This is a genomic window from Streptomyces sp. NRRL WC-3626, assembly GCF_000718785.1.
In the GTDB taxonomy this organism is placed as follows: domain Bacteria; phylum Actinomycetota; class Actinomycetes; order Streptomycetales; family Streptomycetaceae; genus Streptomyces; species Streptomyces edwardsiae.
Map to the genome: position 1 here is coordinate 49710 of NZ_JOCA01000008.1, position 23476 is coordinate 73185.

Sequence of the window (23476 nt, forward strand, 5' to 3'; positions counted from 1 at the left end):
ACCATGACGCGCATCGACACCGACAACGCGCTGCCCACCCCCTCGCACACCGTCGGCCCCTTCTACGGCTACGCGCTGCCGTTCCCCGGCGGCGAGGACATCGCACCGCTCGGGCATCCGGACACCGTCACCGTGCACGGCCATGTGTACGACGGCGAGGGCCGGCCGATTCCCGACGCGCTCCTGGAGATCTGGGGGCCGGACCCCGCAGGGAACGTGCCGACGGCGGACGGCTCGATGCGGCGGGACCCGGCGAGCGGCGGCTTCCTCGGCCGCAACGGCGTGGAGTTCACCGGGTTCGGGCGGATCCAGACCGACGCGGACGGCCACTGGTACGTCCGTACGCTGCGCCCCGGAGCGCGCGGCCGGAGTGCGCCGTATCTGAGTGTGTGCGTGTTCGCGCGTGGTCTGCTGGTGCATCTGTTCACCCGGATCTACCTGCCGGGCGACGAGGCGGCGCTGGCGGCGGACCCGCTGCTGTCCCGGCTCGACACCGGGCGCCGCGACACGCTGGTCGCGGGCGCGGAGGGCGCCGGCACGTACCGTTTCGACATCCGCCTTCAGGGCGAAGGCGAGACGGTCTTCCTGGAGTTCCAGTGACATCAGCCGATGACACCACCGGTCTGCTCGCCCCCGGGTGGGCCGGCTCCCCCGCCGCCGCCGAGACCGCGGACACGGCGGTCCTGCGGGCGCTGCTCGACGCGGAGGCGGCGCTGACCCGTGCCCAGGCCGCGCTGGGGCTCGCCCCGGAAAGGGCGGCGACGGCGGTGACGGAGGCCGCCGACCCGGCCGGGTTCGCCATCGCGTCCCTCGCCGCGCGGGCGCGGGGCGGCGGCAATCCGGTGATCCCGCTGGTCGCGGAGCTGACCCGGGCGGCCGGCGAGGAGCACGGCCCGTATGTGCACCGGGGGGCGACCAGCCAGGACATCATGGACACGGCGATGATGCTGGTCGCCCGTCGCGCCCTGCGCCCGGTCCTCGCCGACCTGGACCGCTGCGAGCGGGCCCTGGCCCTGCTGGCCGCCGGGCACCGGGACACGCCGATGCCGGGCCGGACGCTCACCCAGCACGCCGTACCGACGACGTTCGGGCTGAAGGCGGCCGGGTGGCGGTCGCTGGTGCTGGACGCGCGGGACCGGGTGACGGCGGTACGCGGCTCGCTGCCCGCCCAGCTCGGCGGCGCGGCGGGGACACTGGCCGCCTTCTCCGCGTACGGTGCCGAGGAGCCGACCGCGCTGCCGGACGCGTACGCCCGTGAACTCGGCCTCGCGAGACCGCTGTTGCCCTGGCACACCCTGCGCACACCGGTCGCCGACCTGGCAGGGTGTCTCGCCTTCGCGGCCGGCGCCCTGGGCAAGCTCGCGGCGGACGTCCTCACCCTGTCCCGTACCGAGATCGCGGAGGTCGCCGAGGGCAGCGGCGGCGGCTCGTCGGCCATGCCGCACAAGGCGAACCCGGTCCGCTCGACGCTGATCGCGGCCGCGGCCCGGCGGGCACCGCAGCTCGCGGCCACGCTGTACGGGTCCCTGGCCGCCGAGGACGAGCGGCCGGCCGGGGCATGGCACGCCGAGTGGGAGCCGCTGCGGGACCTGCTCCGCCTGGTGGGCGGGGCCGCCCGGGACGCGGCCGAGCTGACCGAAGGGCTGCGCGTGTACCCGGAGGTCATGCGCGAGCACCTCGGCCTCACCCACGGGCTGATCGTCTCCGAGCGGCTCTCCGCCGGACTCACTCCGGTCCTCGGCCGCTCCCGCGCGAAGGAGCTGCTGACGGAAGCGGCCCGGCGGGCGTACGAGGAAGGCCGCGAGCTCGGTGAACTACTCGACGAGGAAGAGGAGTTGAAGGGGGTCGACCTCGCCCCTCTGATCGATCCCGCCCGTTACACGGGCTCCGCCGGGCCCCTCACCGACCGTGCTCTGGAGCGACGTTGACCGACCGACTTCTCAACCACCTTGCAGAGGGCCCCGCTTCGGCTCCCCCGCTCCTGCTCGGGCCCTCGCTCGGCACGTCGTACGCCCTGTGGGACAGGGTGGCGCCCGAGCTGTCGGCCGGGCACCGGGTGGTCCGCTGGGATCTGCCGGGACACGGGGGCTCGGCGGCGGGGCTGATCGGTGCCGGTGCGACCGTCGGCGACCTCGCCTCCCTGGTACTCACGCTCGCCGACGCCCTCGGCATCGGGCGGTTCGCGTACGCGGGTGTGTCGCTGGGCGGCGCGGTCGGGCTGCATCTGGCCGTGCACCATCCCGACCGGTTGTCGTCGCTGGCCGTGATCTGTTCCTCGGCGCATTTCAACGGCGCCGGGCCCTGGCGCGAGCGGGCGGCGCGGGTGCGGCGCGAAGGGCTCGGCGGCCTCGCGGACGGCGCGGACGCCCGCTGGTTCACGGCCGGGTTCACCGTGCCGCGGCTGGTCCGGGACCACCGGGAGGCCGACCCGGAGGCGTACGCCGCCTGCTGTGACGCGCTCGCCGCGTTCGATCTGCGGGACCGGCTGGCCGAGGTCTGTCTGCCGACGCTGCTGATCGCGGGGCGGGAGGACCCGGCGACACCCCCCGAGCATCTGCGGGAGATCGCGGACGCGGTACCGGACGCCACGCTGGTGGAGCTCCCCGGGGCCTCGCACCTGGCGCCCGCGCAGCGGCCCGGGGCGGTACTGACGGCGCTGCGGGCGCACTTCGACGGGACCGCCCGGCGTGGCATGGAGGTGCGCCGGGAGGTGCTGGGCGACGCGCACGTGGACCGGGCGCAGGCGCGGCAGACGCCGTTCACGGCCCGCTTCCAGGACTTCATCTCCCGCTACGCCTGGGGGGAGATCTGGACCGACCCGACCCTCACCCGCCGCGAACGCAGCATGATCACGCTCACGGCGCTGGTCGCGCACGGCCACTACGACGAACTCGGCATGCACGTCCGCGCGGCGCGCCGCAACGGGCTCACGCCCGAGGAGATCGGCGCGGTGCTGCTCCAGACGGCCGTGTACTGCGGGGTCCCGGCGGCCAACTCGGCGTTCGCGACGGCCCAGCGGGTCCTGGCGGAAGAGGACGAGTAACCACTGCGGCCCTAGCGTGGACCCACGCCCGTCCCGAGTTCCTGTGCGGCCTGCTTCGCCAGGGCGTCCGCGCCGCAGGAGCGGGCCAGGGCCAGTCCGCGTTCCAGGTCGGGAACGGAACGGGCGAGGATGCCGTACTCGACGCGGGCCGCGGCGTGTTCGTACTGGCAGGGCGAGGACTCCAGGTAGGTGACCGCCTGGGCGGCGAGACGGACCGCGCGCTGGCCGGTCTCCAGAGCGGCGGCGACCCGCAGGGCCTCGCCTATCGCGGTGTCCGTGCCGAGGCGTTCGGCCCGCCGGCGGAGATCGACCGCCAGCCGGGCGGCGCGCACCGGGTCCTCCGTGACGAGGGCGCGGGCGAGATCCGCGGCGCAGGACACATGCACCGGGTGGTGGTGGCCGCGCGCGGCGGCCGCCTTCTCCGCCGCCTCCAGTTCGTTGACCCCGTCCTTGGTGCGGCCGACGGCCAGCAGCAGCCGGCCGCGTACCGAACGCGGGTCGGGCAGCACGACGGTGGACGGGTAGGGCGGGGCGAATCCGTGCCGCTCGGCGACCTCCCACGCCTCGTCGACATGGCCGCGGGCGAGCAGGGTGTCGACGAGGTTGCAGGTGGCCGTCCAGTACAGGGGCAGTCCGCGGCCCACGCGTTCGGCCAGGCGCAGGGACTCGCGCAGTGAGGTCTCCGCCGCCTCCAGCCGGCCCCGTCTGCGGTGCCCGAGGCCCACATAGGCGTGCGCGAGAGCCAGGTGGCCGCCGCCCCAGCCCGCCGTGTCGTAGGCGAGCAGGGCCTCGTTGTAGAGGCTCTCGGCGCGGTCGAGGCGGTCGGTGTAGGCGTAGGAGCTCGCCAGCATCAGCAGGAGTTCGACGCCCCACTCGGAGTCGGTCCAGCCGAGGCCCGGCGCCAGGCGCCCGTTGACGAGGGCGCGGTCGCAGACCTCGACGATCTCCTCGGCGTTCTCACCGCGCATCATGGCGTCGAAGCCGCGCAGGATCAGCAGCACGCGTTCGGAGTTGTCACGGCCGGTGCAGGTGGCGGCGAGTTCGGCCAGCCGCTCGGAGCGGCCGGGTGAGCCGGCCTCCCCGGCGAGCAGGCCCTCCCACATGAACTGCACCGCCCGCAGCCGCAGTTGGCCGGGGCCGGGCTCCAGACGGGCGGCCTCCGCCTCGACGGTGCGGACGGCCTCGTCCATCTGGTTGTTGTGGAGCAGCGCCTGGGAGAGCCGGACCACGGCGTCCACCCGGCGGTCGCCGTCGAGGCCGGGCATGCCGAGGGCGGCCCGCAGATGGCCGATGGTGCGGGCGGGCGCGGTGAGGAAGGTGGCGCAGCCCAGTTCGTAGAGGACATGGGCGTGGATCTCGGGGCGGGGCGGTTCCTCCAGGGCGCGTTCCAGGCAGCGGCGGGCCGCGTCGGGGGCGCCGACGGCGACATGTTCGCGGGCGGCCTCGCGCAGTTGCCAGACCAGTTCCTCGTCGTCGTCCGGGTGGACCTCGAGGAGATGGCGGGCGGCCGCCGCCGCGCCGCGTCCGGAGTCGGTGACGATCCGGGCGGCGATGCCGTGCATGGCGCGGCGCAGGGCGTCGGGGATGGAGTTGTAGACGGCGGTGGCGATCAGGGGGTGGACGAACTCGAGGTCGCCGGGTGTGCCGCGGCCCGCGCCGGACGGGTCGGGGGTGGTCAGGATGCGGGCGCTGCGCAGGAGTTCGGCGCAGCGGGCGGCCGAGTCGGCTTTCAGCGTGGCGAGTTCGGCGACCAGGTCGACGGTGATGTCGTTGCCGAGGATGGCGGCGGCCCAGGCGAACCGGGTGGCGTCTATGCCGAGTTGTTCGAGGCGGGCGACGAGTCCGCCGCCGCGGGCCGAGCGGTTGAGGTCGCGCAGTTCACCGGCGTGGGCCTCGACGGGTTCGAGTTCGCTGTCCTGGACCTTGGCGAGGAGTTCGACGGTCTCGTAGGGGTTGCCGCCGGTGACGGCCCAGACCTCGCGGCAGAACGCGGCGTCGGCATGAGTGCCCAGGGCGGCGCGGGTGAGTCCGGCGGCGGCCTCCGGGTGAGGGCGCTGAGGACGGTGACGGGGCGGTGGGCCGCGGCGGCGACGGCGTCGAGGTGGCCGGCGCTCACTCCGGAGATCTCGCCAGGACGGCGGGCGACCACGACGAGGACGGACAGGTCGGCGAGGCGCTCGGCGAAGACGGCCAGCCAGTGCAGGGTCTCCTGGTCGGCCCAGTGGGCGTCGTCGATCAGCAGGACCAGCGGCCAGTCCCGGTGGGCCAGCCGGCCCACCGCGGCGACCAGTCCCTCGCACACGCCCTGCGGGTCGGCGTGGCCCTCGCCGGGGTCGGTGATGCCGAGGGCGGGGCCGGCGATGCCGTACCAGTCGCCGAGGTAATCGCGTGCCTCCTCCGGCAGCATCGACACCAGGGCGGGCTGCAGCAGCCTGCGGACGACGTTGAAGGGGACGGAGCGCAGGGTCTCGCCGCCACGGGCCGACCACACGGTGCAGCCTCGCTGTTCGGCGATGCGGCGGGTCTCGGCGAGCAGCGCGGTCTTGCCGAATCCGGCCTCGCCGCGGAGCACCAGCAGACTGCCCGGCGAGGAGCGGTCCGCGCACAGCGTGTCGATGGCCTCCGCGATGGCGGCGAGTTCCTCGTCGCGCTCCCACAGACCCGCCGTGGGGGCGCCCGGGGGCCGTACCTCCGTCATCCCGCTACCTCCCCGAGTCGCCCGAATGACGTACAGAGGTCGAGCGTAGTCCCCCGGCCGTCCGAGCGGTGCCTGCTCGTGGCACGTGTTGCCGTGAAGGGTGACATGCACGCCGGAAGTCGACGCATACCGCTCCCCACCAGGGCTCCCTTCGGTCAACAGCTGTCAAGGGCAGGGGAGATGGGGATTTCCGGGGTGGGCCGGGCGGTGGTGTGACGGGGCTCTCTCATCCGGCTTTCACCGACGCCTCATACGGTGGGGGCATGACGCAGGTGACTCCTCCCGGGTGGTACCCCGACCCCGGGCAGACGAATGAGGGGCCGGCCACCGAGCGCTGGTGGGACGGCAGGGCCTGGACGGAGCAGGTCCGTCCGGTGGGGCAGGCCGCCGCCCCTTGGGGTCCTCCGGCGCCCGGCGGGCCGGCGTATCCGGCCTATCCGGCGTATCCCGCCGCGCCCCCGCCCGGACGGAGCCGGCGGGTGCGCAACGGGATAGCCGTGGCGGTGGCCGTCGCCGTGCTGGCGAGTATCGGTGTGGGTGTGTACGCGCTGACGGACGACGGCGGGGGCGGCGGGAACGCGGCCTCACAGGGGCCGGACGGCCGGGACGGCGGGCCCTTCGGCGACTCGGGCGGCGGGTCCGGCGGCGACCGGGGCGGCTCCGGCGGTTCCGGTGGTTCCGAGGGGGACGAGCCGGGCCCCGAGGGGTCCGAGGCGCCGCGGATCGAGAGCGGGTCGGTGACCGACGGGCTGAGCGGGATCAGTCTGCCCATCCCGGACGGCTGGTACGGCCAGGAGCTGGAGGTCGGCGCCTCGGTGACGTCGGAGAACGCGTACGACTGTCCCGGCGACACCTCGAAGACCTGCACCAAGGGCGGGGCCTACTCGGCGCCGGCCCTGGCGTTCGGACTCAAGGGCACCACCGCCGAGGAGGTCGCCAAGGAGGACATCACCGCCAACGCGGAGCAGAGCTACGGCGGCGACTCGTACGGGAGGATCACCTCGCACGACGTTCTCGCGTCCGAGGCCGTGACCGTGGCCGGACAGAAGGGCTATCTGGTGCGCTGGAAGGCGGTCACCAGCAAGGGCTCCGACGGGTATGTGCAGTCGCTGGCCTTCCCGTCCCCCGCGCAGCCTCGGCAGATCGTCGTGGTGCGCTTCGGGGTGGACACCGACCAGAAGGAGTCCGTCCTCGACGAGATCACGAAGGGCATCGAGGTGTCGTCGGGCGGCGGCAGCGGCCAGGACGTCTGACGCCCCACGTACGACGGCCGGGTGGGACACCCTCCGCTCAGAGGTGTCCCACCCGGCCGGCGTGAGCGCCGCCCCCGTCCCCACGGTGCGGCGCGGCCAGGCCTCCGCCGTACGGTCATGCCGTCGGCGGCGGCCTGCGTCTCATTCGAGGCCGAGCGCCGGCAGTACGGCGGCCTCGACGAAGCGGATCAGATAGTCCGGGTCCGCGTTCCGCCCGTCCAGGATGGGGCGGACCCGGAGCACGCCGAAGAGCTGTGCCGGGATGTACTCCAGCGCCGCGTTCTCCGCGGCGACCTCCCCGCGGTCGACGCCGCGCCGCAGGATCTCCTCCAGCGCGGTGATCTCCGGGTCGACCAGCGCCTCGCGCAGCGCCTGCGCCAGCTCTTGGTCCTGGATGACCGCGTGCCCCAGCGCCTGGAGCAGCGTGGTGTCCTTCGGCGACCACTCCCCCGCGCACCGCGCCGCCTCGCGCAGATCACCGGCGAGGCTGCCGGTGTCGATCCCGGCGAACCGGGCCCGCCGGCTGGAGCGCAGGGCCGCGGCGACGAACTGCGGCTTGGTCCGCCACTGCCGGTACAGGGTGGACTTGCTGCACCGCGTACTGGCGGCGACGCCCTCCATGGTGACGGCGTCGTAGCCGCACTCGCGGATCTGGTCCAGCACGGCGTCGAAGAACTCCCGCTCACGCTCCGGCGTGATCTTGGAGCGGCGCGAGGTTCCGACCGGCCCGGGTCGGTCCGCGTCCTGCGACGTCATCGGCTCGGCTCCTTGCCTCTCGGGTGAGACCCACTTCATCGATACGCCAGTGTACCGGTACACGCCCGTATCGGTACACTGGCGTATCGGTACGGACTCGTATCGATAAGATTCGGTCAGTGAAAGGGCCGGGGGATGAATGCCCGCAAGGAGCCTGAGGCGGTAGGGCGCGCCGCGTCGGCGCGCCCGCCGCTCGTCCGTGAACTCCTCCTGGTGACGGCGCTCTTCCTCGTCTACAAGCTCGGGCGGCGACTGGCGTCCGGCCACACCGGCGCGGCATTCCGCAACGGCCACGAGGTGTGGGACCTGGAGCGGGCCCTGCGCCTGCCGGGCGAGGGTGCGGTGCAGTCCCTGCTGCTGCACGGCGACGGGCTCGCGCACGCGGCGAACGTCTACTACGCGGCCGTCCACTTCCCCGCCACCGTGGCCTTCCTGGTCTGGCTCTATCTGCGCCGCCCCGTCCACTACGTGTGGGCGCGGCGGGTGCTGGCGACGGTCACCGCCGCCGCGCTGATGCTGCATCTGGCGTTCCCGCTCGCCCCGCCCCGGATGCTCGCCGTGACGGGGCTCGTGGACACCGCGCGGGTGTACGGGCCGTCGGTGTACGGCCCGCCGGCGACGGACGGGCTGTCGAACCAGTTCGCGGCGATGCCGTCGCTGCACTTCGGGTGGGCGCTGATGGTCGCGGTCGGGCTGATCGTCACCACGCGCGCGCGGTGGCGCCCGCTGTGGCTGGCGCATCCGCTGCTGACGCTGCTGGTGATCGTGGGGACGGCGAACCACTTCTGGCTGGACGCGGTCGTGGCGGCGGCGCTGCTGGGGGCGGCGCTCGTGCTGCTACGGGTGCCGCGGGGTCCTTTTGGGGGAGCCGGGCGGATCGTCCGGGCCCGTCATGTGCCGGCGGGGCGGCGGGCGCTCGTGGGGGCGGGACGGTGAGCGCCGTTCTCGTGGCCGTGCTGCTGTCGCTGGTGTCCGCCGTCGCGTACGCCGCCGCGGCGGTGGCGCAGGAACGGCTGGCCTCCCGGTCCGGCGGCACGCTGCGGGTGCTCGGCGACGGTGCGTGGTGGTGGGCGGTCGCGCTGAACGCCTCGGCGGCGCTGCTGCACGTGGTGGCGCTCGGATACGGCCCGCTCACCGTGGTCCAGCCGCTGGGCGCGCTGACCCTGGTCGCGGCCGTGCCGATGGGGGCGCGGCTCGCGGGGCGGCGGGTGCGGGCGGTGGAGTGGCGGGGTACGGCGCTGACGCTGGCCGGGCTGGCGGCGGTGCTGGTGACGGCGTCCGGGCCTGCGCCGGACCATGCGCTGAGCGCGCGGGAGGCGCTGGTCGTCGCGGGCGGTACGGCGGCCCTGATCGGCCTGCTGTCCTGGCCGGGCACCCGGCCCGGCCTGCGGCACGCGACGGCGTCGGGGATCGCGTCAGGGGTGGCGTCGGCGCTCACTCAGACGGTGATGGTCGGGTCCGGTCCGCTGCCGGAGGTGGTCGTGGTGGCGGTTCTGGTGGCCGCCTTCGCGGTGAGTGGCCTGCTCCTGTCCCAGACGGCCTACCGCGACGGCCTGGGCGCGCCGCTGGCGGTGGTCACCCTGACCAACCCGTTGGCGGCGGCGGTTCTGGGGGCCACCCTCCTCGGCGAACGCCTGAACGGCGGGCCGGCGGGGGTGCTGCTGGCGGCTGCCGGCGCGGCGGTCGCCGCCCGGGGGGTACTCCTGCTGACCCGGACGACGGGTGCGCCCGGTGCGCGGGCGCGCGCGGTTGTGTCGCGCCGGCGCACCGGCGTGCGCCCACCCCCCAACTCCCCCGCTCCCGCAGGCAACCGTCCCGCCACCCCGACCCCTCCCTCACCGCCCGTTCCCGCGGGCAATCGTGCCGCTGGGGCGGGAGGCTGGGGCGGTCAGGCTGGGGACAGGGCCGGGTCGCTGGTGCTCGGGCGGCCTGTTTCCACGTGGCCCGCGAAGCGGCGCAGGTAGGTCGCATCGCCCGTGGACGTGATCGTCAGGTCGTACCAGTGGTGGCTCGCGTGGAGCCGGACCGTGCGGTGGCTCCTCCCGCCGGGACGCAGCGCCACCACGGAGTGAACGGCGCCGTACGCGTCGGATACCCGCAGCCGTACCGCCTCGGCCCCCTCGTTGACGAACGTCAGCCGGATGTCCTCCCCGGTGTGGCGAGCCGTCACCTCGCACCCCGCCACCCCGTTCGCCCCCCGGAACTCGCGGAGGAACCCGTTCGGACCGTGCACGGTCAGGTCGTACGCACCCCCCGAGTACGCGGAGTTCCATGTGTCCGCGATCTCCGTGCCCGCCTCCGTCGTATACGTCCACGGCCCGTCCGTACGATTCCCGGACGTGACGAGGAACGCCGCCCCCGTCCGCGCCCCGGACGCGAAGGTGAGCGTGAACCGACCGGTCGCCGCGTCCACCGCACCGTCCACCGCCGGCGCGTACCGAAGCGGCCGTGCCGGCCGCACCCCCCGCTCCTGCCGGGGCATCCCCGCGTCCACCGGCGGCGTCGGCCGGTAGTCGGGGTGCCGGTCCCGGTCCGGCGGCTCGTACCCGTCGGTGTCCGGCAGCCGGGCCGGCCTGCCGTCCCTGCGGGAGAAGTCGAAGGCTGAGGTCAGATCACCGCAGATCGCCCGCCGCCACGGCGAGATCTGCGGCTCGCGCACCCCGAAGCGGCGCTCCATGAAGCGGATCACCGAGGTGTGGTCGAACGTCTCGGAGCAGACGTAACCGCCCTTGCTCCAGGGCGAGACGACCAGCATCGGCACACGCGGGCCGAGCCCGTAGAACCCCTCGCGGTGGGTGGCGCTGCCCTCGAAGACGTCCAGCGACACGTCGACGGTGGAGCGGCCCCGCGCCGCGGACTTCGGCGGCAGCGGCGGCACCACGTGGTCGAAGAACCCGTCGTTCTCGTCGTACGTGATGAACAGTGCGGTCTTCGCCCACACCTTCGGATCGGAGGTGAGCGCGTCCAGGACCTGGGATATGTACCAGGCGCCGTAGTTGGACGGCCAGTTGGAGTGCTCGGAGAAGGCCTCGGGCGCGGCGATCCACGAAACCTGCGGCAGCCGCCCGGCCTTGACGTCCGCGCGGAGCCGGTCGAAGTATCCGTCGCCGTTCTTGACGTCGGTGCCGGTGCGCGCCTTGTCGTACAGCGGGTCGCCGGGCTCGGCGTCACGGTACCTGTTGAAGTACAGCAGCGAGTTGTCGCCGTAGTTGCCACGGTAGGCGTCGGAGATCCAGCCCCAACTGCCCGCCGCGTCCAGTCCGTCGCCGATGTCCTGGTAGATCTTCCAGGAGATCCCGGCCTCTTCGAGCCGTTCGGGGTACGTCGTCCAGTCGTAGCCGAGTTCCTCGTTCCCGAGGACCGGTCCGCCGCCCCTGCCGTCGTTGCCGGTGTGGCCCGACCACAGGTAGTAGCGGTTGGGGTCGGTGGAGCCGATGAAGGAGCAGTGGTAGGCGTCGCAGACGGTGAAGGTGTCGGCGAGCGCGTAGTGGAAGGGGATGTCCTCACGGGTCAGGTACGCCATCGTGGTGGTGCCCTTGGCGGGCAGCCAGCGGTCGTACCTGCCGTCGTGGTAGGCCTCCTGGCCGTCGGGCCAGCTGTGCGGCAGCCCCTCCAGGAACTGCATGCCGAGGTCGTCGGCCGCCGGGCGGAACGGCAGGACCTCGGTGCCGTCGCTCTTGGTCTGGTGCCACACCGGCCTGCCGCCGTCCAGGCGCACCGGGTGCGGGTCGCCGAAGCCGCGGACGCCGCGGAGACTGCCGAAGTAGTGGTCGAAGGAGCGGTTCTCCTGCATCAGGACGACGATGTGCTCGACGTCCTCGATCGACCCGGAGCGATGGTTCGCGGGAAGCGCGGCGGCCCGCTCGATGCTCGCGGACAGGGCGCTGAACGCCGTGGTGGCGCCCGCGAGCTGGAGGAATCGGCGCCGGTTGACTTCGGGCATGGGTGAGGCCTCTCGGACGGTGCCGGACAGTGTCGGGGTGCGCGCGAGAGGAGTGTTTCAGGGGTGGCGAACGTCAGGGAAGGGTGCCATGGCGCGGGTGTGAAGGTCGCCGGTACGTGAGGTGCGCCGCGGTGTCGCGGGCGTCCCCGGGGTCAGGTGTCCTGCTCCGCGTCGAGCCGGGCGACCAGGCCGCGCAGGACCGGGCCGTACTCCGGGTGCGCGAGGGCGGACGCCATCTGGGCGACGAGGTAGTCGGCCGGGTTGCCGGTGTCGTACCAGCGGCCCTTGATGACCTGTCCGTACACGGCGCGGGTGGTGGCGTAGGCGTTGATGGCGTCGGTCAGATAGACCTCGCCCGTGCGGTGCTCGTACCAGCGGCGGGTCTGCTCGCGCAGTTCGTCGATGATGCCGGGCGTGACGACGTAGCCGCCGATGGCCGCGTACGAGGAGGGCGCGGCGGCGGGCTCCGGTTTCTCCATCAGGCCGGTGATCCTCAGCTGGCCGTCCCCGAGGTCCTCCTTGACGACGGGGACGCCGTAGCGCTGGGACTCGGCGGGGTCCATCGGCATGAGGGCCAGCACGGGGCAGCCCGTCTGCTCGTAGGCGCGGATCAGCTGCTGGGCGCGGGGGACCTCGGCGACGAAGACGTCGTCGGGCCAGAGCACCAGGACCGGCTCGTCACCGAAGGTGCGGGCGGCGTTGAGCACCGGGGTGCCGTTGCCGTAGGGGCCGTACTGGTCCAGATAGGTGATGTGGCCCCGGCGGGCCAGCTCCGCGATCTCCTCCACCGCGTCCGCGTAGGCCGTCTTGCCGTCCTCGCGGAGCTGTGCGACGAGGGCGGGGCTGGGGCGGAAGTGGTCCTGGATGAGGCTCTTGCCGCCGGAGACGACGATGGTGATGTCGGTGATGCCGGAGTCCACCAGTTCGCGCACGGTGTGCTCGATGACCGGCTTGTCGCCGACGGGGAGCATCTCCTTCGGTGTCGCCTTCGTCAGGGGCAGCAGGCGGGAGCCGAGACCGGCGGCGGGGATCACCGCCCTGCGGATCGTCGGGGACATCGGCTTCCTCCCGGTCGGGCGGCACGGCACACCTCGACGCTATCAATGGCCGGGGCCGGTGCGTCGGACCATGACGAAGAGACGGGGCCTGGCACGCACACCCCACTGCCACTGCCAAGGGCTCGGGAGGTGACCCCCGCCGCGCACGAGTCCGGTGCCGGCCCACAGGTTGGGGCGGATGCTCGTCCCGCCCGGGGTCCGCCCCCGTGCCGGACGAGCATCCGCTGCTCACCCGGTCGCCGCCAGCAGGGTCGTGCGGCCGCCCAGTGCGGCCGAGAACTGGTCGGCGACCTGGGCCAGTGCCTCGGCCGAGCCCGGTGCGACGGTCAGTGTGCCGTCGTCGGCCACCGTGATGTCCTTGTCGAGCGTGAACCAGCCCGGGGTGATGTGGGCCGGGCCCATGGAGGCGAGCACCGGGCGCAGGGCGTAGTCGATGGCGAGGACGTGGGCGGTCGTGCCGCCGGTGGCCAGCGGGAGGACCGTCTTGCCCGTCAGGGCGTACTGCGGGAGCAGGTCGAGCAGCGACTTCAGCAGCCCTGAGTAGGCGGCCTTGTAGACGGGGGTGCCGATCACCACTCCGTCCGCCTGCTCGAACAGGGCACCGGCGCGGACGATCGCCGGGTGGCCGAAGTCGGCTCCGAGCAGCGCCTCGGCGGGAAGGGTGCGGACGTCCAGCGCGATCACCTCGTGTCCCTGGGCGGTGAGCCGCGCGTCCAGGTGGCGGAGCAGCCGGGCGGTGCGGGAGGTGGCGGAGGGGCTTGCGGAGACGGACAGGATCGTGGCCATGCGAGGACCTTTCGGTTCGTCGTTCCAGGTGCGGCACGCCACGCGGGCAGGGCGAAAGGGCTCCGCGGACATCGGACGTGCCGGGGTGGCGTTTCCGGGAAGGCCGTCGTCATGACGGAGGCGTCCGGACCGGAACGCACGGGGGAAGTCATGGAGGGAGCGAGTGGGAGGGGTCCCTCAGGGGTTGCCCTCGGGTGCGCTCAGACGCGACGGCGACAGAAGGCGCTGGAGACACGCGCGAGGTCGACATGGCGTCGCCGCGTGAGGTCCTGTCGCTTCATACCGTGGATCGAACCAGGGGAGAGTCGGGCCGGTCAAGAACGCCCCGGGGGGATTTCACATGCTGAGAGCCGGTACGGCGGTGTGTTCCCGGGCATCGGCCCGGTGCGCCGACGAACCGGGCGTCGAGTCGGTTCCGGGACGCGGGTCGGCGCCGCCTCCGTCCGGTGGAACGTCTAACGGGCCGCGTGTGCCGCCCAGTCCAGGATCCGGACCGCCGCTCCGGCGGCCTCCAGGCCCTGGCAGCGGGCGCGATGACGGCGTTCGATGCCGTCGAGGTCGAGGTGGGCGCCGAACGCCGGGTGGGCGGTGAGACGGCGGGCGTAGGTCCACAGGGCCGGGTGGCCGGCGATGCGCCGGACGGCCGAGGCGTCCAGGTGGTGGCGGTGCACGGTGTCGAGTTCGACCAGCGTGACCCACAACTCGACGTCGGCGGCGGTGACTTCGTCGCGGATCAGATACGTCCGCCCGACCAGCCGGCGCTCCAGCGCACCGAGCGCCTCCAGCAGCGTTCCGAGCGCCGCGTCACGCTCGGCCTGCTCGCCGCCCGCCGCACCGGCGCGCTGGGCGGCCTCCTCGATGCCCCGCGCGCACATCCGCTCGACGCCCTCGATCTCCGACTCCGCGCCGCACGGGTAGGGCGAGGGACGGTCGCTGTCGAACCTGCGGGCGAGGTCGCGCATGATGTCCGGGGCGTGGGTGCTGACGATCCTTCCGGACCAGGCGTCGCTGAGCACCAAAGCGGCGGCCGGTCCGGTGTACCGGTGGGCGCTCGCCTCGTACAGCGGGCGCAGAGCCGGGTGGACGCCCTCGGGGCAGTCGGGCACGGCGGGCAGGTAGGCCGCCGGACAGACGGTGTCCAGGCCGAGCAGGCTGTGGAGGACGGCGATGCGCAGGCCGTCGGGCCAGGCGGTCGCCAGATGGAGGCGGTAGCGGCCGGGGACGGCGTAGTGGCCGCTGCGCGCGTCCCTGCCGATGCGGCCGCGGAAGGCGGGTGCGGGCAGGTCGGACACGTGTGCGGCCGGTGGTGTGACGATCATGACTCTCCCCGAGAGCGGGCGCGGAGGTGCGCGCGGCGGAAGCGGCGTCGGGCCTGGGGGTGTGATCGGGAGATCCCCTCGTCCGCCCGGAGGGGGCGGACCGGCGTGCGCGTCGGGCGCCGTCGGGCGGGAGGGGCGCCGGGTCAGCCCTCGGGCCCGAGGGCGCTGCAGACGCGGAGCAGATCGATGTGCCGACGGGAGGTCAGAAGAGGCGAACGGCCGGCTCGTGCGGTGGCCGGATCAGCACGCCTCATGTTTCCCTACCCATTCACTAGGATTCCCCGGCGAGTGTCGATCGGGCCGCCGCCGTCGTCAAGAGGACCGTCCCGCATCGCGGACGGTCCGGGCCGGCCGGCGGCCGTTCGGGCATGGCGTCACGCGGGGGTGCCGAGCGGCGGGTGCTCGAGCACGCGGGGCCTGTACTCGACCAGCTGGATGCGGCCGTCGAAGGTGCGGTGCCCGGTCATCTCGAGGGCGACGTCCGGATAGCCGTCGTAGATGCGTTCCCGGCCCGTGGCCCCGGTGATCACCGGGAACATCACGACCCGGAAGCGGTCGACGAGTCCGGCCCGGAGCAGGGACCGGCTCAGGCTGAGGCTGCCGATCGTGCTGAGGAGCCCCGAACCGTCCGCTTTCATGGCGCGGACCGCCTCGACGGCGTCGTCGCGGACGAGCGTGGAGTTGGCCCACGTCAGCGGATCCTCGAGCGAGGAGGAGAACACCACCTTGGACGCCTGCGTGAGCTCGTCGACGGACGCCTCTTCCTCCGGCCTGAAATCGTCCTGGCCGGCCGGGACCTCGCCTGCGGCGAAGCCCGACATCAGGCGGTAGGTGTTCGCTCCCATCAGATAGGTGACCTCGGGCTGCTCCCCCAGCCACGCGAGGTACTCCGGGCCTTCGAGCCCCCAGAATCCGGGCCATCCCTCTCCCGACGCGTAGCCGTCGAGCGAGGTGATGAAGTCGACGAGAAGCTCCGACATGACAGTGTCCTTTCCACGGGGTGTCACGAGCTTGGACCGGCCGGGGGACGCAAACTCATCGGCCGCGCCGTGGAGCGACGCGAAAGTCCCTGACGCCACGGGGATCGCGCGTACGGCGACGGGGTCTCGGCGTTGCCGTACGGACCGCGCGCCGCGCGTTCCGCGGGCGCACCTGAACTCCGCCGGGACCGCCGCGGGAAACGCGGGTCCCACGGGACCGTGCCTGGAGCGCCGTCCGAGAAGCCGGGCTCAGCCGCCGCGCCGCACCCGGGCCGCCGCGCGGGCCTCCGCGAGCTTGCGGGCCTCGCCGCTCTTACGGGACGGCCTGCCACCGGAGCCGCCCCGCGCGTCCTTGGTGCTGCCCAGGCCGCGGAACGGGGCGTTGTGGTTCTTGGGCCCGGGTGCGGCCCGGCCGCCGTCGAGAGGCTGCCCGGAGGGTGCCCTGGCGCCGGTGATCCGGCTCAGCTCGGCCTCGCCCGACCGCACTTTGGTGACCTTGGGAACGACGCCGGCGTCCGCCATGACCTGGCTCGTCTCGCGGAGCTGTCCCGACAGGACGAGCGTCACGGCGGTGCCGGAGCGGCCGGCCCGGGCCGTTCGGCCCGCGCGGTGCAGGTAGTCCTTGGGGTCGGTGGCCGGGTCGACGTTGACCACGAGGTCGAGGTCGTCGACGTGCAGGCCGCGTGCGGCGACGTTCGTCGCGACCAGTGAGGTGACCTGCCCGCTCCTGAACTGGGCCAGGGTCCGGGTGCGCTGCGGCTGGGACTTCCCGCTGTGCAGGGCCGCGGCGGCCACGCCGCTGGCCCGCAGATGCCGCGTGAGCTGGTCGACGCCGTGTTTGGTGTCCCGGAACAACAGGACGCGGCCGTCGCGGGCGGCGATCTCCGTGGTCACGGCGTACCGGTCGGGACCGTGCACGACGAAGACGTGGTGCTCGATCGTGGAGACCGCGCTGGACGAGGGGTCCACGGAGTGGACGGCGGGGTCGCGGAGGTAGTCCCGCACCAACTGGTCGACATCGCGGTCCAGGGTGGCGGAGAACAGCATGCGCTGCCCGTCGGGACGCACCTGGTCCAGGATCTCGGTGACCTGCGGCAGGAACCCCATGTCACACATCTGGTCGGCCTCGTCCAGGACCGTGATGCGCACCCGTCCCAGCCGGCAGCCCTTGCGGTCGATCAGGTCGTGCAGCCGGCCGGGCGTGGCGACGACGATCTCGGCGCCGTCCCGCAGCACGGCGGCCTGCCGTCCGATGGACACACCGCCCACCACGGTCGCGAGCCGCAGCCGAAGCGCCTCGGCGTACGGCGTGAGCACCTCGCCGACCTGCTGCGCCAGCTCCCTGGTGGGCACCAGAACCAGCGCCAGCGGCTCCTTGGGCTGCGCGCGCCGCCCGGCCGTCCGGGCGAGCATCCCCAGACCGAAGGCGAGCGTCTTGCCGGATCCGGTGCGGCCCCGGCCCAGGACGTCCCGTCCCGCGAGCGCGTGGGGCAGTGCCGCCGCCTGGATGGGGAAGGGCACCGTCACATCGTGCTCGGCGAGCACGCGCAGGATCTCGGCCGGCAGCCCCAGCTCCGCGAAGGACGACGCCGGAGGCAGGGCCGCGGCGGCACCGGACACCTCGTCCTGCCGCTGGTCATCGGCACGTGCTGATTCGCTCATAGAAGGCCTTCCTCCACAGGGACCGTACCGAGGAAGGCGCGGCGGGGACGCGGTCACCGGCCAGGGGCCCCGCACCGGGCACCGACACAGCGACGCTGCAAACGCCACACGCTAGCACGGAGTGCACGGCCCATCCGTGGAAGCGGTTGTGCGGCGCATCCCGACCAGCGCCCTGAACAGGCGTTTCATGGAAATCCTTCCGCGAGACGGAAGAGGTGTTGCGGGCTCGTGCAGCCCTTGCGGACGATGTCGCCACGACAGAGCGACGGGAGTGAGCCCCCATGCCGCACATCACCGCCTTCGCCAGGAACCAGTGGTACGTCGCCGCCTACGGTCACGAGGTGGGCCGGGAGCTGCTCGGCCGGACGGTGCTCGGGGAGTCGCTCGTGCTCTACCGGACCGAGGGCGACGGAACTCCGGTCGTACTCAACGACCGGTGTGTGCACCGCCGTTACCCTCTCTCCGAGCCGCCGACGCGGCTCGACGGGGACCGTATCGTGTGCGGGTACCACGGGTTCACCTACGACACCACAGGTACGTGTGTCCACGTGCCCGGGCAGAAGCGTGTGCCGCGCACCGCGCGGGTCGCCTCCTATCCCGTCGTGGAGCGGGATTCGCTGGTGTGGGTGTGGATCGGTGACCCGGCGCTCGCGGACCCGGCGGCGATTCCGCGGGCCCGGCACCTGGACTCCCCCGGCTGGGTGACGGTGCGGGGCATCGAGCCCATCGACTGCGACCACGGACTGCTGGTCGACAACCTCCTCGACCTGTCCCACGAGACCTATCTGCACGGCGGCTACATCGGCACGCCGGAGGTCGCCGAGACGCCGATCACCACCGAGGTCGACGAGGGCGCCGGGATCGTACGGGTGAGCCGGCACATGGACGACGCGGCGTGTCCGCCGTTCTACGCCCGGTCGACCGGGATCGAGGGGCGGATCACCCGCTGGCAGGACATCGAGTACCACGCGCCGTGCCTGTATCTGCTGCACAGCAGGATCGCCCCGGTGGGGGTGCTGCCCGAGCCGGACGGCGGCGACCCGGGCGGCTTCCACACCGAGATCACGTACGCCATCACGCCCTCCGCCGACGGCAAGGTGTACGACTTCTGGGCGGTCTCGCGGGACTGGGCCACGGACGACGCCGAGGTGAGCGAGTTCCTGCGGAGCAACAACCACACGGTCGTCATGCAGGACGTGGACGCGCTCAATCTGCTGCAGCGCTCCCTGGGCACCGAACGCACCGGCTACCAGGAGCTGAGCATCAACATCGACACCGGCGGTCTGGCCGCCCGCCGTATCCTCGCCCGGCTGGTGGAGGAGGGCGCCAAGCCCGTGGAGCGGGTCCGATGAGCGGGCGTACCGGCGAGATCTACCGCGTGGACTGGCTGCCGGGCACCGATCTGCTGCACGGCACCTGTCACTGCGGGCGTGAGCACACCGCGCGGGACCCGGTCGAGATGTGGGAGTGGATGCTCGCGCATCCGCGGGGGCACGAACCACGGGGAGCCGGTGCATGACCTCGTACGACGGCATCGAACTCGTCGTGGAGCGGCGGGAGTCGGCGGCCGAGGGCGTGCTCGTCCTCACCCTGCGGCATCCGTCCGGCGGTCAACTGCCCTGCTGGGAGCCGGGTGCGCACATCGATCTGCTGCTCGGGCCGGGGCTGGAACGGCAGTTCTCGCTGTGCGGGGAGCCGGCCGACCGGACCGGCTGGCGGATCGCCGTGCTGCGGGAGCGGGACGGGCGCGGCGGTTCGGCGTATGTGCACGAGCGGCTGCGGCCGGGTGACAGGGTGCGGGCGCGCGGGCCGCGCAACCACTTCCGCCTGGAGCCGGCCGGGAGGTACCGCTTCGTCGCGGGCGGTATCGGCATCACCCCGGTCCTGCCGATGCTGGCCGCGGCCGAGGCGGCGGGCGCCGACTGGACACTGCTGTACGGCGGCCGCACCCGTGCCTCGATGGCGTTCACCGGGGAGCTGAGCCGGTACGGGGAGCGGGTCACGCTCGCCCCCGAGGACGAGACCGGGCTGCTGGACCTGGCGCCGGTGCTGGACGGTCTGACGGAGGGCGCCCTCGTCTACTGCTGCGGTCCCGGGCCGCTGCTCGACGCGGTCGGCGAGCGGTGCCCGGCCGGGGCGCTGCGCACCGAGCGGTTCCAGCCGGCTGAGCAACCCACGGACGTCGACGAGGAGTTCGAGGTCGTCCTGGCCCGCAGCGGCCGGACGCTCACCGTCCCCCCGGGCGTCTGTGTCCTGGACACGGTGCGCGGGGCCGGTGTCGAGGTGCTCCACTCCTGCACCGAGGGCACCTGCGGCACCTGTGAGACCGACGTCCTGGAGGGCGACCCCGACCACCGCGACTCGGTGCTCACCGACGCGGAACGGGCCGCCGGGGAGACCATGCTCATCTGTGTGTCCCGCTGTCGTGGGCGGCGGCTCGTGCTGGACCTGTGATCCGCAGGTCGGCGTCGATCCGGGCGACCGTCGCCAGCAGATGGGGCAGCAGGTCCCGGCGTACCGACTCGACCGAGTTGCGGCCGGCGTGCACCGCGATGTTCACGCCGGCCACCACCTCTCCGTCGCGGTCGCGCACCGGCGCGGCGACGGACCGCAGTCCGTCCTCCAGTTCCTGGTCGACGAGGGCGTACCCCTGGCGGCGCACCCGGCGCAGTTCGGCGCGCAGGGCGTCCGCCGAGACAAGGGTGCGGGCGGTGTGCGGGCGCAGATCGGCGCGGGCGAGCCGGGTGTCGATCTCGTCGTCCGGCAGCCCGGCGAGGATCACCCGGCCCACCGAGGTGAGATGGGCCGGGAAGCGGGTGCCGACCGTGATCGACGCGGTCATGATGCGGCTGGTGGGGACGCGGGCCACGTACACGACGTCGTCCCCGTCGAGCACGCACAGCGAGGACGACTCCCTTACCTGCGCGACGAGTTGCTCCAGGTACGGTTCGGCGATCTGCGGCAGGGTGAAACCGGCGAGGTAGGAGTAGCCGAGTTCCAGGACGCGCGGGGTGAGGCGGAACAGCCGCCCGTCGGTGTGGACATAGCCGAGGTCGGCCAGGGTGAGCAGGAAGCGGCGGGCCGCCGCGCGGGTCAGTTCGCAGGCGCGGGCGACCTCGCTCAGGGTCAGCGCCGGATGGTCGGCGTCGAAGGCCCGGATGACGGCAAGGCCCCGCTCGAAGGACCGGACGAAATGCGGTCCGCGGACGTCGACGGTCATCGTGGCCTCCGGGAAGACGTACGAACGTACGCGGTGCGCACGCTATGAGTGCGCCATGTGACTGTCAACGATGCGTCCGCGCAGGGGTGGTTGTCCACGATGCGATCGTTGACGATTGGACGGTGTACGGGGATTGACCGTGTCTCGTCACCGGCCCTACGTTCCCGCTCAGCACGTTCGTTCTCTCTGCGCACAGCCTGTCGGAGCAATTCGGTCCGGTCCCACCGCGGGAGTCACCGTCATGCGTCGTCTGCTCATCGCCCTCACGACCCTGTCCGTACTGACCGCCGCGACGGCCTGCGGCTCCTCCGGCTCCGACGGGTCGGACGGGGCCGGTTCGTCCGGCGGCACCACCAGCGTGACGGTGGGGCTGATCCCCATCGTCGATGTGGCGCCCCTGTATCTGGGCCAGAAGAAGGGGTTCTTCAGCGAGCGCGGGCTGAAGCTCGAGTTCTCCAGCGCGCAGGGCGGCGCGGCCATCGTGCCCGGCGTGGCCAGCGGACAGTTCGAGTTCGGGTTCTCGAACATGACGTCGCTGATGATCGCCCAGTCCAACAACGTGCCGGTGAAGGCGGTGGCGAACGGCATCGCCTCGACCGGTGAGGTCGGCAAGGACTTCGAGGCGCTCACCGTCAAGGGCGACAGCCCGATCAAGTCGGCCAGGGATCTGGAGGGCAAGAAGGTCGCCATCAACACCCTCAAGAACATCAACGAGACGGCGGTGCGTGCCTCGGTGCGCCGGGCGGGCGGCGACCCCGACAAGGTGGAACTGGTCGAGCTGGCCTTCGACCAGATGCCGGCCGCGCTCGACGGCGGGCGGATCGACGCGGCGATGGTGGTGGAACCGGCTCTGGCCACCATCAAGAGCCAGGGCGGCCGGGAGATCGCCTCCCCCATGATCGACGTCGCGCCGAAGCTCACCGTCGCCATGTACTTCACCTCGGTCACGTACGCGCGGGAGAACCCGGAGACGGTGAGGAGGTTCCAGGAGGCCACCGTCGAGTCCCTGGCCTACGCCGACTCCCATCCCGACGAGGTGCGCGAGATCGTCGCCACGTACACGAAGATCCCGGCGGACGTGCTGGCGAAGGTGACGCTGCCGAAGTGGCCGGCCGAACCGAACCGTGCCGCCATCGAGGAACTCGCGGAGCTGGGCGCGAAGGACGGGCTGTTCAAGCAGACTCCGGACCTGGACGAGCTGCTGCCGTGAGGGGCGGGAACGCCGCGCTCGGTGCGGCAGGGTTCGCGGCCTTCCTCCTGCTCGCGGAGGCGGTGCCGCGGCTCGGCCTGGTCGGGGAGGAGTACTTCCCGCCGGCCTCCCGGATCGCCGATGCCCTCGGCACGGAGCTCGCGGACGGCGCCTTCTGGACCGCCCTCGGCGACACCCTCACGGGCTGGGCGGCGGGCCTGGCGATCGCGGTCGTCGCCGGGATCGTGATCGGGGTGCTCCTGTCCGTGGTGCCGTATCTGCGCGAGGCGACGGCGTCCACGATCGAGTTCCTGCGCCCCATCCCGTCGGTCGCGCTGATCCCCCTCGCCGTGCTGCTCTACGGCACCGAGCTGGGATCGGTGCTGCTCCTCGTCGTGTACGCCTCCTTCTGGCAGGTGCTGATCCAGGTCCTGTACGGCGTCCAGGACGTCGACCCGGTCGCCGAGGAGACGGCACGGTCGTACGGGCTCGGCACCTGGGCCCGGGTCCGGCACGTCCTGTGGCCGACCGCGCTGCCGTATGTGATGACGGGGGTGCGGCTGGCGGCGGCGGTCGCGCTGATCCTCGCCATCACCGCCGAACTCGTCATCGGGGCCCCTGGGTTGGGAGCGCGGATCGCGGTGGCGCAGACCTCGCAGGCGGTGCCCGAGATGTACGCGCTGATCGTGGTCGCCGGTGTGCTCGGGCTGCTGATCAACGTCGGGGCCCGGTCGGTGGAGCGGCGGGCGCTGGCCTGGCACCAGTCGGTGCGCGGGGAGGTGGCGGTGTGAGGCCTCTGCTGCTGCGGCTGGTGTTCGCGCTCGCGCTGCCGGTGGTGCTGGTGGCGGTGTGGTGGGTGTCCTCGGCGGACAGCGAGGACGTGTACTGGCCGCCGCTGCGCACCATCCTGGAGACCTTCCCCGGCGTGTGGACCGGTGAGCGGTGGCGCGGTGATGTGCTGCCCAGCGTGCTGCGCCTGGCGGCGGGCTACGTCCTGGCGGCGGTCGCCGGTGTCGCGCTCGGCACGCTGATCGGCTCGTACCGGCGGGTGCGCGCGGTGTGCGAGCCGGTGCTGGAGTTCCTGCGAGCGGTGCCGCCGCCGGTGCTGGTTCCGGTGATCATGCTGTTCGCCGGCATCGGCGACACCATGAAGATCGTCGTCATCGCGAGCGGCTGTGTCTGGCCGGTGCTGCTCAACACGGTCGAGGGTGTGCGGGCGGTCGACGCGGTGATGACCGAGACGGCCCGCTCCTACGGCATCACGGGCGCGGCCCGTCTGAAGGACGTGGTGCTGCCGTCGGCGAGCCCGCAGATCTTCGCGGGGCTGCGGCAGGCGCTGTCGATCGGGATCATCCTGATGGTGATCAGCGAGATGTTCGCGGCCAGCAACGGTCTCGGCTTCACCATCGTGCAGTTCCAGCGCTCGTTCGCGATCCCCGACATGTGGACCGGCATCCTGCTGCTGGGGCTGCTCGGCTTCGTGCTCTCGGTTCTCTTCCAGCTGGTCGAGCGGCGGGCGCTCGGCTGGTACCACGGTCTGCGCGCGGCCGCCCGGCGGTCCCGGTGACT

General features: G+C 72.9%; 22 protein-coding genes and 1 pseudogene. 12 read left to right on the plus strand and 11 right to left on the minus strand.

Annotation, left to right across the window (positions count from 1 at the left end; all coding sequences use genetic code 11):
- Positions 1–3 precede the first annotated feature (3 nt).
- The 3 genes from pcaG to pcaD are packed head-to-tail and all read left to right on the plus strand — an operon-like array spanning position 4 to position 3043.
- Positions 4–600, plus strand: a complete 597-nt coding sequence (gene pcaG, locus IF28_RS0114490; RefSeq protein ID WP_030219142.1) for a protocatechuate 3,4-dioxygenase subunit alpha — start codon at positions 4–6, stop codon at positions 598–600.
- Positions 597–1928, plus strand: coding sequence for a 3-carboxy-cis,cis-muconate cycloisomerase (gene pcaB, locus IF28_RS0114495; protein ID WP_030219146.1), 1332 nt, complete (start codon positions 597–599; stop codon positions 1926–1928). The genes pcaG and pcaB overlap by 4 nt, the downstream gene beginning before the upstream one ends.
- Positions 1925–3043 carry a 3-oxoadipate enol-lactonase gene (pcaD, locus tag IF28_RS0114500; protein WP_030219150.1) on the plus strand — a complete coding sequence of 373 codons (1119 nt, stop codon included), beginning with the start codon at positions 1925–1927 and terminating at the stop codon, positions 3041–3043. The genes pcaB and pcaD overlap by 4 nt, the downstream gene beginning before the upstream one ends.
- A gap of 11 nt (positions 3044–3054) precedes the next feature.
- On the opposite strand, the pseudogene IF28_RS36360 reads toward pcaD, so the two are convergent.
- Positions 3055–5741 (minus strand): annotated as a pseudogene (locus IF28_RS36360) (ATP-binding protein).
- A 263-nt stretch (positions 5742–6004) separates the two neighbouring features.
- Between IF28_RS36360 and IF28_RS0114510 the strand changes: the two are divergent.
- Positions 6005–6994: a DUF2510 domain-containing protein gene (locus tag IF28_RS0114510; protein WP_030219152.1), complete on the plus strand. Its 990-nt coding sequence runs from the start codon at positions 6005–6007 to the stop codon at positions 6992–6994.
- 141 nt (positions 6995–7135) lie between these two features.
- Here the strand turns inward: IF28_RS0114510 and IF28_RS0114515 are convergent, their stop codons facing one another.
- A complete protein-coding gene (locus tag IF28_RS0114515; protein WP_030219154.1) occupies positions 7136–7750 on the minus strand; it encodes a TetR/AcrR family transcriptional regulator in 615 nt (204 codons plus the stop codon).
- A 135-nt stretch (positions 7751–7885) separates the two neighbouring features.
- Between IF28_RS0114515 and IF28_RS0114520 the strand changes: the two genes are divergently transcribed.
- Together IF28_RS0114520 and IF28_RS0114525 are read left to right on the plus strand one after the other, a co-directional pair.
- Positions 7886–8686, plus strand: coding sequence for a phosphatase PAP2 family protein (locus IF28_RS0114520; protein WP_030219159.1), 801 nt, complete (start codon positions 7886–7888; stop codon positions 8684–8686).
- Positions 8683–9714 (plus strand): DMT family transporter, encoded by a 1032-nt coding sequence (locus tag IF28_RS0114525; protein ID WP_078621151.1) that lies wholly within the window; start codon positions 8683–8685, stop codon positions 9712–9714. Before IF28_RS0114520 ends, IF28_RS0114525 begins: the two co-directional genes overlap by 4 nt.
- Here IF28_RS0114525 and IF28_RS0114530 read toward each other — a convergent pair.
- From IF28_RS0114530 to IF28_RS0114555, 8 genes are all read right to left on the minus strand, one after another.
- Positions 9639–11693 (minus strand): phosphocholine-specific phospholipase C, encoded by a 2055-nt coding sequence (locus IF28_RS0114530; RefSeq protein WP_030219164.1) that lies wholly within the window; start codon positions 11691–11693, stop codon positions 9639–9641. The two genes, IF28_RS0114525 and IF28_RS0114530, sit on opposite strands and share 76 nt — an antisense overlap.
- A gap of 152 nt (positions 11694–11845) precedes the next feature.
- Positions 11846–12751 carry a UTP--glucose-1-phosphate uridylyltransferase gene (locus IF28_RS0114535; RefSeq protein WP_030219167.1) on the minus strand — a complete coding sequence of 302 codons (906 nt, stop codon included), beginning with the start codon at positions 12749–12751 and terminating at the stop codon, positions 11846–11848.
- A 228-nt stretch (positions 12752–12979) separates the two neighbouring features.
- Positions 12980–13537, minus strand: coding sequence for an NADPH-dependent FMN reductase (ssuE, locus tag IF28_RS0114540; RefSeq protein ID WP_030219169.1), 558 nt, complete (start codon positions 13535–13537; stop codon positions 12980–12982).
- Positions 13538–13737: 200 nt separating this feature from the next.
- Positions 13738–13818 carry a putative leader peptide gene (locus IF28_RS40370; protein WP_369016194.1) on the minus strand — a complete coding sequence of 27 codons (81 nt, stop codon included), beginning with the start codon at positions 13816–13818 and terminating at the stop codon, positions 13738–13740.
- Positions 13819–13992: 174 nt separating this feature from the next.
- On the minus strand, positions 13993–14856 hold the full coding sequence (locus IF28_RS0114545) for a glutathione S-transferase C-terminal domain-containing protein (protein WP_030219171.1): 864 nt from the start codon (positions 14854–14856) through the stop codon (positions 13993–13995).
- 143 nt (positions 14857–14999) lie between these two features.
- A complete protein-coding gene (locus IF28_RS40265) occupies positions 15000–15110 on the minus strand; it encodes a putative leader peptide (protein ID WP_311645175.1) in 111 nt (36 codons plus the stop codon).
- A 120-nt stretch (positions 15111–15230) separates the two neighbouring features.
- A complete protein-coding gene (locus tag IF28_RS0114550) occupies positions 15231–15836 on the minus strand; it encodes a dihydrofolate reductase family protein (RefSeq protein WP_030219173.1) in 606 nt (201 codons plus the stop codon).
- Between the two features lie 249 nt (positions 15837–16085).
- Entirely contained in the window at positions 16086–17498 is a 1413-nt protein-coding gene (locus tag IF28_RS0114555; protein ID WP_030219175.1) for a DEAD/DEAH box helicase, read from the minus strand.
- 281 nt (positions 17499–17779) lie between these two features.
- Here IF28_RS0114555 and IF28_RS0114560 point away from each other — a divergent pair, with 281 nt between their 5' ends.
- The 3 genes from IF28_RS0114560 to IF28_RS0114570 are packed head-to-tail and all read left to right on the plus strand — an operon-like array spanning position 17780 to position 19952.
- The gene (locus IF28_RS0114560) at positions 17780–18850 is read left to right on the plus strand and encodes an aromatic ring-hydroxylating dioxygenase subunit alpha (RefSeq protein ID WP_030219178.1); all 1071 of its coding nucleotides are present in this window, start codon (positions 17780–17782) and stop codon (positions 18848–18850) included.
- Complete coding sequence (locus IF28_RS38630; protein ID WP_106982049.1) at positions 18847–19017, plus strand: hypothetical protein; 171 nt, start codon at positions 18847–18849, stop codon at positions 19015–19017. Before IF28_RS0114560 ends, IF28_RS38630 begins: the two co-directional genes overlap by 4 nt.
- Complete coding sequence (locus IF28_RS0114570) at positions 19014–19952, plus strand: PDR/VanB family oxidoreductase (RefSeq protein ID WP_030219181.1); 939 nt, start codon at positions 19014–19016, stop codon at positions 19950–19952. The genes IF28_RS38630 and IF28_RS0114570 overlap by 4 nt, the downstream gene beginning before the upstream one ends.
- Here IF28_RS0114570 and IF28_RS0114575 read toward each other — a convergent pair.
- On the minus strand, positions 19903–20718 hold the full coding sequence (locus tag IF28_RS0114575; RefSeq protein WP_030219185.1) for an IclR family transcriptional regulator domain-containing protein: 816 nt from the start codon (positions 20716–20718) through the stop codon (positions 19903–19905). The genes IF28_RS0114570 and IF28_RS0114575 overlap by 50 nt on opposite strands.
- A gap of 241 nt (positions 20719–20959) precedes the next feature.
- Between IF28_RS0114575 and IF28_RS0114580 the strand changes: the two genes are divergently transcribed.
- From IF28_RS0114580 to IF28_RS0114590, 3 genes are read left to right on the plus strand one after another with little or no spacing between them, the layout of a single operon-like run.
- Positions 20960–21928, plus strand: a complete 969-nt coding sequence (locus IF28_RS0114580) for an ABC transporter substrate-binding protein (RefSeq protein WP_030219188.1) — start codon at positions 20960–20962, stop codon at positions 21926–21928.
- Positions 21925–22698: an ABC transporter permease gene (locus tag IF28_RS0114585; protein ID WP_030219192.1), complete on the plus strand. Its 774-nt coding sequence runs from the start codon at positions 21925–21927 to the stop codon at positions 22696–22698. Before IF28_RS0114580 ends, IF28_RS0114585 begins: the two co-directional genes overlap by 4 nt.
- A complete protein-coding gene (locus tag IF28_RS0114590) occupies positions 22695–23474 on the plus strand; it encodes an ABC transporter permease (protein ID WP_030219195.1) in 780 nt (259 codons plus the stop codon). The genes IF28_RS0114585 and IF28_RS0114590 overlap by 4 nt, the downstream gene beginning before the upstream one ends.
- Positions 23475–23476: the final 2 nt, after the last annotated feature.